This is a genomic window from Laspinema palackyanum D2c, from assembly GCF_025370875.1.
Lineage (GTDB): Bacteria > Cyanobacteriota > Cyanobacteriia > Cyanobacteriales > Laspinemataceae > Laspinema > Laspinema palackyanum.
Window position 1 is genome coordinate 1 of record NZ_JAMXFD010000056.1, and the last position, 10,822, is coordinate 10,822.

The following is a 10,822-nucleotide window of genomic DNA, read 5'->3' on the forward strand; positions in this document are numbered from 1 at the left end:
GTAACGACTTTAGTCGTTTCTTCCTTTAAAGTCATGACTAAGAACCCGGAAACGACGGAAGTTGTTACTACAAACAGGAAAAAAAGGTTTTTTTGTTCGTAGTAACGACTTTAGTCGTTTCTTCCTTTAAAGTCATGACTAAGAACCCGGAAACGACGGAAGTTGTTACTACAAACAGGAAAAAAAGGTTTCTTTGTTCGTAGTAACGACTTTAGTCGTTTCTTCCTTTAAAGTCATGACTAAGAACCCGGAAACGACGGAAGTTGTTACTACAAACAGGAAAAAAAGGTTTCTTTGTTCGTCGTAACGACTTTAGTCGTTTCTTTACCCCAAATAATCGGGCATCCAGGAGTCTTAATCCTAGGGAAAACTATCCCAATACATTAGGAAGCAGACTAACATCGGCTGCTGGACATAAATCGGCTAACTCACACCGATCGCAAGCGGGTTTTTTTGCAGTACAAACCGCTCGTCCATGATAAATCAACCGAATCGACCAATTTTCCCAATCTTCTTGGGGAAGTAGGCGAATTAAATCCCGTTCTATCTTCACCGGGTCCGTATTTTCCGTCAATCCTAACCGATTGGATAACCGCTTCACATGGGTATCCACCGTTACGCCTTGATTAATTCCATAGGCATTTGCCAGGACAACATTGGCCGTTTTTCGGGCAACTCCAGGCAACTCCACCAGCAATTCCATCCGTTTTGGCACTTGATGATTGTGCTTTTCTACGATCGCCCGACAAGCGCCTTGAATATTTTTCGCCTTATTCCGATAAAACCCTGTAGAACGAATTAACTGTTCCAACTCCTCAATATCCGCATGGGCGATCGCCTGTGCATCCGGAAACCGTCGAAACAACTCCGGAGTCACCTGATTTACCCGCTCATCTGTACATTGTGCCGATAAAATCGTCGCCACCAATAACTGCACCGGCGTCTCATAATTTAGCGTACAGTCCGCCTCCGGATACAATCGCTTCAGGCGAATTAAAATCTCGATCGCCCGCTGCTTCGTCGCCGCCCACTTCCGAGTAATATTCATAGTAAAAAATTTCCGAACTAATGAAGGATGAACCGCTTGCAATAGCGTCATCCTTCATTACCTTTATTGAAATAACTGTTGGACCCAACCTAAATTGGCCGTATCCCGAACAATCAGGAAAATACCCAACCCCAACAGCAACATTAACCCGGTTTGCATCACCCCATCTTGAATATGAGTCGGCAACGGTTTACCGCGCAATCCTTCAATTAACAAAAATGCCAACTGACCGCCATCGAGGGCCGGAAGCGGCAAAATGTTAATAATCGCTAGGTTAACGCTAATTAAAGCCGCAAATCTGAACAGATTTCCCGCATCAGACTTGGCAATATTCGCCCCGATCGCCACGATTGCCACCGGACCCGACACTTGATCCGCCGTTTCTCGGAAATTGCGAATTAACTGTCCAAATCCTTGCACCGTTAAAACCGTAATCCGTTGAAACTCCACGGCACCTTCCCCAAACGCTGCGGGGATACTCTCGGCGCGGTGACGAATCAGGGTGCCGTGAGGAGCCAATTGCACGCCAATAATCCCTTTCCCGCTTTCATCGCGTTCCGGGGAAATCGGCACTCTAAAGGTTTCATCCTGCCGCTGCACCTGGAGTTCCAGAACTTGCTCAGGATGGGTTTGGATAATCTCCATCAGGGAGCGAACCGCTTGTGCAGAAGCGTCTAATTCCTCTCCACCGGCTTGCAATATAATATCTTCGGCCTGAATCCCCGCCCGATGCGCGGCAGTCTCCTCCGACATCACTTGGGCGATTTTTACCCCCGGTTGATAGTCAAAGTCTTGCACCCCCACCGTTGCCACCTGTCCGACTAATAGCAGATAGGCAAAGATCAGGTTAGCGATGACTCCGGCACTAATCACGATCGCCCGGTCCAGGATCGGGCGATTGCGGAGCAAATTCGGGTCATCAGGCGGAATTTCGCTCTCGGGATCATCATCAGGAAAACCGACATAGCCTCCCAAGGGAATCCCGCGTATGGCATATTCGGTTTCTGGGCCTTGGTATTTCCATAAAATTGGCCCAAATCCGATTGAGAAACGATTAACGTGAATGCCCTGTAATCGGGCCGCCATGAAGTGTCCCAGTTCGTGGACGAAAATAAGCATCGCCAGAACCGCGATCGCTGCCAATACTGACATTACAAACCCCAGTTAAACTCTGTTACTATCACAGACTGGCTCAATGAACCCGTCTTCACTCATTGTTCGGACTTACGCAGTCCCTCAGTCCGACTGGAGATTATGCGTAAATCCTGACTTATTGTTATTTTAGGCTGACCCGTCGGTTTCTGCCGATCGCCCCTGATGCCCGAGGCTCCAATGTCTCTAGTTGAGGATGGGGTGGATAGGGTGGATAGGCAAGTTTGTAGTAACGACTTCAGTCGTTTCATCCCCATCACTTGAGGATGGGGAAAATGGGGTGAATAGGGTCCATGTTCGTAGTAACGACTTCAGTCGTTTCCGCGTTATTTGGCATCTGCCAAGTCACGCCCTCAAGGGAGGCGATCGCGCCAGTCCCCAAACAGGTGCTTAATCCGCTCATAGTGGGTGTCATGGCGATCGCCATGACCCGAGAGGAACGACTGAAGTCGTTACTACGAACAAACTCCCCATCTGCTTTTACAAGACGGTTTTACCTCCGAGATACGGTTGCAGCACTTCGGGAATCCGAATTGTGCCATCTGGATCCTGATAGTTTTCTAAAATTGCGGCCATTGTTCGCCCTACGGCCAAACCGGATCCATTGAGGGTATGAACAAATTGAGTACCCTTTTTCCCCGCTTCTTTAAATCGAATGGAGGCGCGTCTAGCTTGGAAATCTCCACAATTAGAACAGCTAGAAATCTCCCGATACTTGCCGGAAGAGGGTAACCAGACTTCTAAGTCGTAGCACTTTTGCGCCCCAAAGCCAATGTCTCCGGTGCAGAGTTCCAATACCCGGTACGGCAGTTGCAAGGCTTGGAGAATGGCTTCGGCATCCTGCACTAGGGCTTGATGTTCATCCTCGGAGGTCTCTGGGGCCACAATTTTGACCAGTTCAACTTTATTAAATTGATGGAGTCGAATCAATCCTCGGGTATCTTTGCCATAAGCCCCCGCTTCCCTGCGAAAACAAGGGGTATAGGCACAGTGATAAATCGGTAAATTCTCCGGTGCGAGAATATCATCACGATAGAGATTGGTTACCGGCACTTCGGCGGTGGGGGCCAGCCAGAGGTCATCCTCGCTACATTGAAAGCTCTCTTCGGAAAATTTCGGCAGTTGGCCGGTCCCACGCAGGGAGGTGCTATTGATTAAAACTGGCGGCATGACTTCTACATAACCGTGGCGAATGTGGCGATCGAGCATAAAGCTGATTAAGGCCCGTTCTAAGGCTGCACCGGCCCCAATCAGGCTGATAAAGCGACTTTGGGCAATTTTCACCCCGCGCTCAAAGTCGATAATCCCCATTTGTTCGCCAATTTCCCAGTGGGGGCGAATTTGGTCATGTTTTGGGAGATATTCGTCACCCCAGCGCCGCACTTCGACGTTTTCGGTTTCGCTTTTACCCACGGGGGTGGAGTCGCTGGGGAGGTTGGGGAGGTTTAAGAGGAGGTTGTCGAGTTCGGCTTTGAGTTCTCTTTCTCGGGGTTCGAGTTCGCTCAGTTGCGCTTTGAGTTGGTTGCCTTCTTCTTTTAAGGTTTGAATGGCGGGGTCATCGGGGTTGCTGCCGGATTTCATCTGTTGACCGATCAGCTTGCCGATTTCGTTACTGCGGGCTTGAAGAAGCGATCGCTGGGTCTCTAATTCTCTCCCGGTGCGATCTAAGTCTAATATCGGCTGTAAATCATAGCCTTCCCCTCGGCGATTCAGGCGTTCCTGGATGGTTTCTGGATTTTCTCGGATTTGTTTAATATCGAGCACGAATGTTCCTCTGTTTTGGCGCGTTAGTTTTGGTTACTCTAGTCTGGCAGGGCGTCGGTTGGGGAGGCAGTTGCCGCAATTCCCCAACTCAAGCTGGAATGCCGACCTTGAACCGTGAAGTTCAGGCATTTTCTAATAAGTTTTATATCTTATCATTGCTGATTCAAGGATTAAAATGATTTAATTTTGAGGACAATTGACTGATTCAGTGGGCTGGGCTTAAAAACAGTTCAAAACCCTTCATTATATCATGGGCTGTCTGGGTATCATCTACCCATTCTCTGGAAATTTGAAGGGTTAAGCAGTGGCCGTCTTAGCAGTTAGGAGTCGTGGTATGGTATGTTCTGGCTGGGGGCATCAAACAGGGGCGGTTCATAATGGGGTTGGAAAGGGGGAATTTCAATCCTAAATTCGGTGCCATATCCGGGGGTTGAAGAACAATGCAATTGTCCTTTATGTTTTTCGACAACTATTTGATAACTAATGGATAATCCTAACCCGGTAGCACTGCCGACGGGTTTGGTGGTAAAAAAGGGTTCAAATAAGCGACGACGGACGGTTTCGGTCATGCCTGGACCATTATCTGCAATGGAGATGGTAATGCGATCGCCTTCGTCCACTTGGGTGCGAATACGGATGGTGGGGGATGTGGCAGGGATGGAGGACAAGGGAGACTTGGACAGCGCTTTACCATTCGATCGCTCGTTGTTGCTATGTCCCATATCCAGGGCATCGATCGCGTTGGTGATAATATTCATAAATACTTGGTTGAGTGGACCAACATAGCAATCCACTTTGGGCAAATTTCCATATTCTTTGACGATGACAATTTCTCGCCGTCCCGGATGGCCTTTGAGTCGATGTTGTAAAATCAGCAGGGTACTATCCAGTCCTTCGTGAATATCGACCCGCTTGCGATCGGCTTCATCGAGGCGAGAAAAGTTGCGTAAGGATAAGACAATTGACCGGATGCGATCGGCTCCAATCTGCATGGAAGCAATCATTTTAGGCAGGTCACTGACTAAAAAATCTAAATCGATATCTTCGATTTTATCCTCAATTTCAGGAACATTTTGATTGAAATGGGTTTGATACAAATCAATCAGTTCTAAGAGGTCCTGAATATACTGGGTTGCATGGGAAAGGTTCCCATAAATAAAGTTAACAGGGTTGTTAATTTCATGGGCAACCCCGGCGACTAATTGTCCTAAACTGGACATTTTTTCCGATTGGATGAGTTGGAATTGGGTTTGTTGTAGCGATCGCATAGCCGCTTCTAATTCCTGGGCTTGCTGTCGAAATTGAGCCTCTGACTCGCGCAAGGCGGCCTCAACTCGCTGGCGATCGCAGATATCTTGTTGGAGTTTGGCATTCGTTGCTCGCAGTTCCGATGTCCGTTCTTCTACCAATTTTTGTAAATTATCATGGGCGGTTTGCAGGGCCATTTCAGCCCGTTTGCGCTCCTCAATTTCCCGTTGCAATTGCTCATTGGTTTCTTTTAATTCTTTGGTGCGATTTTCCACCACTTCTTGTAAACTTTCAATTGCTCCATACATTTCCGTCGGATGTAAGGCTTGCAATAAACTGGTTTGGGAAACCAGTCCCAAGAGATCTCCTTGGACACTACAAACCACTAACCGGCGCACTCGTCGGCGCTGCATTTCTTCATGAGCAAACCACACGGAATCCTGGGGACTGAGGGAAAATAATGGGGAACTCATGACATCTTTAGCCTGCATTTTTCCTAAGTCTAATTGCAAGGCTTGAAATTGAACTAAATCTCGTTCTGTGACAATTCCTACAGGAATTTTGGCGGGGGGGTAGGGGGTATCGGGGTTGGGGGAGTTTTCACAAATGACAACGCAACTCACCCGGCGATCGGCCATTAATTTAGCTAACTCAAGCACAGAAGCGTTTAGGGGGGCTTGAATGACGTTAGGACTCATGATGTCTTTAACTTCTCGTAACTGAGTTAAAAGACGGACAGGTTGTAGAGCTTGGCGAATGGTTTCTGGGGTGAGAATTCCTAAAATGTAGCCGCGATTGTCAATTAGGGGGAGGTGGCGAATTTGATGCTGTCTAAAAACCGACAAGATGGTGAAAATATCATGGGATTGCGATTGGGTGAGGGTAACCACGGGTGCAGTCATGACAGTGGAGACTTTAACGGTTTTTAAATCAACGCCAGCAGCGGTCATTTTGACGATATCCCGTTCCGTAAAAATTCCCACTTGACTAGCAAGAATTCGTTCTGAGCGATCGGGGAGTTTTCCCGTCTCTCGAATTGCATTCAGTTGTTCAGAAACCGTGGGTGCTCCGTCTAGAACTAGGACACAACTGGCCCTCACAGACTGCCAGATATTGGTTTCAATGGAGTCCGTGAAGGAAGGTAAGGGACAGCTACTTCTAACATGACTCATCAAGGCGAGGACTTCTTCGAGGGATGTTTCAGGGGCAACGATGGGTGGGTTAGGGTCAATTGCCCGTTCAAGGGCAGCGGAATACATCAGGGAATGATTGATGGACATGGAGGAATTGGCAGAGTGATAGGGTTCAGGCATTGTTAAGGGTGAGGGCCAGTTTCAATCGTTTTTTTAAAGTTAAGAACAGGGATGAGAGGGGATGAGATCAAGGCAGTTTCTGTAAGTTTTACAAGAAAACCCGGGAGGATCTATCGAAGGCTGCTGGGTTGTCGGCAATTAGCAACTGGAAATAAAGATGTTAAATTGGATTGTTTTATTCTAGGCGTTTATGCAGCGATCGCGGGTGGATTTCCGTATGGGGGATGCGATCGCGCTGGGGACTGTTTCCGTTGTAGTTCAACCCCAGGACCTCGGGGTAGGGATTCCATCAATCCAACAAAGAACCCGGGTTTTGGCACTAATTTGTGGCTAATTAGTAAAATTTTTGGGCAATCTCCGGCTGTTCCCCACTCCGGGACCGATGCTTTAGGACGCCCTGGAAATTGGTATCATCCCCAGTTCCATAGGGGAGTCATCCGTACTCAGAAAAAGGCCCGTTCCGCCTTGAGATTCGCTACAATAACAGGAAAAAGAGTTTTAAGAATTCTCTGATCCGATTCCTCCTATCGAAACGAACTGCAATGCCTGAATCTTACACCCAAGAAGCCGTCCAGGAAATCCTCCACCTGGCGATCGCCCGCCAAACCGAATCCGAAGAGTTTTCCCGAGTTCAACTGGTCGAAATCGCCAAAGAACTCGGCATTCCACCGGCCAATATTGTCCAGGCTGAACAAGAATGGCTGATGAATCAAGGTCAACTGAAAGAACGGCATGGTTTTGACCTTTATCGCCAGACTAAGTTCAAAAATAATCTCGTTCGTTATGGGATTGCTAACTCATTTTTGGTCGTCTTGAATCTCCTGACGGCGCACACGCTGACTTGGAGTTTGCCGATCCTATTTCTCTGGGGATTGTTCCTTGCCCTGAAAGGATGGAAAACCTACCAACTGGATGGAGAAGAGTATGATAAAGCCTTTGCAGCTTGGCGATTAAAGCAGCAAATTGGCCAAACCATCCATACGACTTTAAACAAGTGGCTTAAACCGCAAGAGGGACTCTTGTAAATGCTTCTAACGGTTGAGCAAGATAGAGGTTTATCGGGTGGGTAATTCCCACCCAATTTTTTTCTTTGGAAAAATTATCAAGAGTAGCTTAGGGGAACATCGGTGAATCCGTGAATTAAACGGCAATGGCATTTTTTTTACTTCTTTTCCCGACAATATTTTACCACAGCCGCACAAAATTCCCATAATTGTGCTTCCTCAAAATCCCGCTTGGCATAATTTGCCATCACTGCAACAAACTGGGCATTTCCCAACCGATATCCCCGGGTTGAATCAATTCGGTCTAAACTGGCCCTTCGAGGATGGCGATCGCACTGCAACCACCCATTCGTTGTCCCGGGATTCTCCAATTCCCACCCCGTATAAACACATCGTCCCCCCTGCCTTTCCCACAATTGCTTCAAATCCTCCAACGTCAGACTGCATTCCCGTCCCTTCATCTGAGCGTGTTTTCGAGCTAAATTCAAATGCTGCCGAAACGGAGAATAGCTGTCAATTCGCGTACTGACCCTTGAAGACTCAAACATAACAGGATTCAATTGATAAGGGAGGAATTCTAATTCCCTATCTTGTCCCCCCGTAATATTTTCGACATTCCTCCCTTGACTGTGATAATTTTGATAAACGGCTTGACAAAACTCTAAGAGTTCAGTTTCGCTAAAACTATGTTTAGCCAAATTCGCCATCACCGCCACAAATTGGATATTATCGAGACTGTAGCCTTTCGAGGAATCAATCCGGTCTACACTCGCTCGATTTGTTGTTAAAGGACGGGATTGGTAGTCTGTTGTGCAAGGAAACAGCACCAAATTCCATCCCGTATAAGGGCAAATTCCGCCTTGTTGGTCCCAAATTTGCTTGAGGTCTTGTAAGGTAACCGAGGCCTCTATCTTTCGCTGCTTAACTGATTTTCTAATAATTTTTAGAGGATGGCGAAAGGGAGATAAATCATCTTGATCGCTTCCTTTCTTTAATCCATCATAATTCGTCTTGATTTTATCTTTAAAATTTTTAATTCCTTTAAACTTGGCATAGCATTTGAGCGAACAAAAGTGTTGTCGTCCCAGCCTTTCACTGCGTTTAAACTCCGCTAAAGGCTTGGTAAATTCCTGACCACATCTGGGGTTTTCACAGATAACAATCACTGTTTTAGCGTTCATAAAAAATCAACCCATCCTTTACATGATTGTATCAGATGGGTTGATTTTTTTGATGACCATGGAACCTACGGGAATCGAACCCGTGTGTTCGACAGTTATTAACTTACCGCTCATTCACAGGCGTAGCCCATTTAACCCTCTGGGCGGGGACCATCCATTATCCCGGATGACAGGATACTCAGGTTGAGTCTTAACTAGCAAGTAACCAGAGAAACCTTACTAGAGCATCCGTTGAGGGTTTGTCCGCAGCCTTTAACGGAGTCAAGCTACAGACCGCTCAAAACCTACTAGAGGTTGTTAGGCAGCAACAGTGGCCGCTTTACGAGCGAAAGGAACGATGTTGTTCGCATTTACTTTTTTTTTGAGTTGGGGATTGACGAGAGACAACTCACTCTCGGCCTGAATCACGGAGCAGCGTTCACTACCGAATCGAATCCAATAAGGCCCCGTGCACTGTTCTTCTATTATAATCAAAATTTTGGGGATGACAATAGGTTTAACAAATTAATTTGTGAATTGGGTCCAATGGCGGGCTGGGAGAGCAATCAATGGAGGAAGTGAGGTTTGAAAATACTCTGTCTGAGTAATGGTCATGGAGAAGATGCGATCGCCCTACGGGTATTGCGCCAACTCCAGCAGCATCCGCATTCTCCAGACTTAGCGGCACTCCCCCTCGTCGGCGATGGAAGTGCCTACCTGCAACTGCCGGAGATAGACATTATCGGTCCCGTCAAACCCATGCCATCCGGGGGATTTGTCTATATGGATGGACGGCAGTTATTAGGGGATATCTCCCACGGATTGCTGGGATTAACCTGGAAACAATATCAAGCCATCCGAGAATGGGCCAAACAAGGGGATGCTGTCTTAGCGGTTGGGGATATTGTCCCCTTGCTCTTTGCGCGCTTGAGTGGGCTTCCCTACGCCTTTATCGGCACCGCCAAGTCTGAATATTATCTCCGGGATGAGGCGGGACTGTTACCCCGTCGCACTTGGTTTGAGCGCTTCGAGAGTTGGTCCGGGTCCGTTTATGTCCCTTGGGAACGCGCTTTAATGCGGAATCCACGCTGTAAGGCGGTTTTTCCCCGGGATTCTCTCACTACAGCAACCTTACAGCAGTTTTCGATTCCGGCTTATGACTTGGGGAATCCAATGATGGATGATTTGGAGGTAGACAGTTCAGCGCCTATTTTTTATGACCCGGATGCGGAACTGAAAGAAACCCAGCGATCGCTCGTCGTCACTCTATTACCCGGATCCAGAGCACCGGAAGCTTATGGAAATTGGCAGCAAATCCTGTGGGGAGTGGCGTCGGTGGTGGAAACTTTCAACAATCGCCATCCGGTTATCCTAGCAGCAATCGCCCCGGGGTTAAAGATTGAACATTTCTCCCAGGAGTTGGAAAATTACGGATGGCATCGCCAATCCTCTCTCCTGGATGGAATTGGAGAAAATCCGGGACCCTCTGAAATTGATCGGGCGATCGCAACTTTACAAGCATCCGGTGCCATCAGCTTTACCCAGAAAACCGCCCGATTGTTACTCACTCAGACTGGATTTGTGGAGTGCTTGCGATATGGAGATGTGGCGATCGCAATGGCCGGAACTGCAACCGAGCAATTTGTGGGATTAGGCAAACCGGCGATCGCCCTCCCGGGAAAAGGCCCCCAATTCACCCCCGCCTTTGCCGAAGCGCAAAGTCGCCTCCTGGGACCCTCAGTAACCCTCGTCAAACGCCCGGATAAAGTCGCCGAAGTCATCCAGCAACTCTTACGGGACCCAGACTTGCTGCAACTCATCGGTGAAAATGGTCAGCGTCGCATGGGAGAACCGGGTGCATCCCGACGAATTGCGAGTCATTTAATGGAGTTATGGGGATCTTCTGAGTCTTGGGGGTCCGGAAACGACTGAAGTCGTTACTACGAACAGGAAAACTGAGGTTCTTTGTTGGTAGTAACGACTTTAGTCGTTTCTTCCTCTTGGCATTCACCAAAGTGAATGATTCAGCATTTAAAATTATGTTATAGCGAGTCTAAATCCCACATTCCGCAGGTAAAATAGGAGAGTTGAGGAATATTTTAAAACCATGACAGACATAGCATCTGACATCAT

Annotated in this window: 9 protein-coding genes and 1 other RNA gene; 2 read left to right on the forward strand and 8 right to left on the reverse strand. The window is 47.7% G+C overall.

Going from position 1 to position 10,822, the window contains the following annotated elements:
• Nucleotides 1-370: 370 nt before the first annotated feature.
• The 6 genes from nth to NG795_RS28020 all read right to left on the reverse strand — a co-directional run bounded on the left by nth (nucleotide 371) and on the right by NG795_RS28020 (nucleotide 6,845).
• The gene (gene nth / locus NG795_RS27995; protein WP_367291879.1) at nucleotides 371-1,048 is read right to left on the reverse strand and encodes an endonuclease III; all 678 of its coding nucleotides are present in this window, start codon (nucleotides 1,046-1,048) and stop codon (nucleotides 371-373) included.
• Nucleotides 1,049-1,111: 63 nt separating this feature from the next.
• Nucleotides 1,112-2,200 (reverse strand): RIP metalloprotease RseP, encoded by a 1,089-nt coding sequence (gene rseP, locus NG795_RS28000; RefSeq protein WP_367291880.1) that lies wholly within the window; start codon nucleotides 2,198-2,200, stop codon nucleotides 1,112-1,114.
• A gap of 256 nt (nucleotides 2,201-2,456) precedes the next feature.
• A complete protein-coding gene (locus NG795_RS28005) occupies nucleotides 2,457-2,615 on the reverse strand; it encodes a hypothetical protein (RefSeq protein ID WP_367291881.1) in 159 nt (52 codons plus the stop codon).
• 65 nt (nucleotides 2,616-2,680) lie between these two features.
• The gene (gene serS, locus NG795_RS28010) at nucleotides 2,681-3,964 is read right to left on the reverse strand and encodes a serine--tRNA ligase (protein WP_367291882.1); all 1,284 of its coding nucleotides are present in this window, start codon (nucleotides 3,962-3,964) and stop codon (nucleotides 2,681-2,683) included.
• A 320-nt stretch (nucleotides 3,965-4,284) separates the two neighbouring features.
• Nucleotides 4,285-6,525 (reverse strand): CBS domain-containing protein, encoded by a 2,241-nt coding sequence (locus NG795_RS28015; RefSeq protein ID WP_367291883.1) that lies wholly within the window; start codon nucleotides 6,523-6,525, stop codon nucleotides 4,285-4,287.
• A gap of 188 nt (nucleotides 6,526-6,713) precedes the next feature.
• Nucleotides 6,714-6,845, reverse strand: a complete 132-nt coding sequence (locus NG795_RS28020; RefSeq protein WP_367291884.1) for a hypothetical protein — start codon at nucleotides 6,843-6,845, stop codon at nucleotides 6,714-6,716.
• Nucleotides 6,846-7,067: 222 nt separating this feature from the next.
• Here NG795_RS28020 and NG795_RS28025 point away from each other — a divergent pair, with 222 nt between their 5' ends.
• Nucleotides 7,068-7,550 (forward strand): 2TM domain-containing protein, encoded by a 483-nt coding sequence (locus NG795_RS28025; protein ID WP_367291885.1) that lies wholly within the window; start codon nucleotides 7,068-7,070, stop codon nucleotides 7,548-7,550.
• A 137-nt stretch (nucleotides 7,551-7,687) separates the two neighbouring features.
• On the opposite strand, the gene NG795_RS28030 is transcribed toward NG795_RS28025, so the two are convergent.
• Together NG795_RS28030 and ssrA are read right to left on the reverse strand one after the other, a co-directional pair.
• Nucleotides 7,688-8,710: a hypothetical protein gene (locus NG795_RS28030; RefSeq protein ID WP_367291886.1), complete on the reverse strand. Its 1,023-nt coding sequence runs from the start codon at nucleotides 8,708-8,710 to the stop codon at nucleotides 7,688-7,690.
• Between the two features lie 56 nt (nucleotides 8,711-8,766).
• Nucleotides 8,767-9,158: a transfer-messenger RNA gene (gene ssrA / locus NG795_RS28035) on the reverse strand.
• Between the two features lie 116 nt (nucleotides 9,159-9,274).
• Here ssrA and NG795_RS28040 point away from each other — a divergent pair.
• The gene (locus NG795_RS28040) at nucleotides 9,275-10,621 is read left to right on the forward strand and encodes a lipid-A-disaccharide synthase-related protein (RefSeq protein WP_367291887.1); all 1,347 of its coding nucleotides are present in this window, start codon (nucleotides 9,275-9,277) and stop codon (nucleotides 10,619-10,621) included.
• The last annotated feature ends 201 nt before the right edge of the window (nucleotides 10,622-10,822 follow it).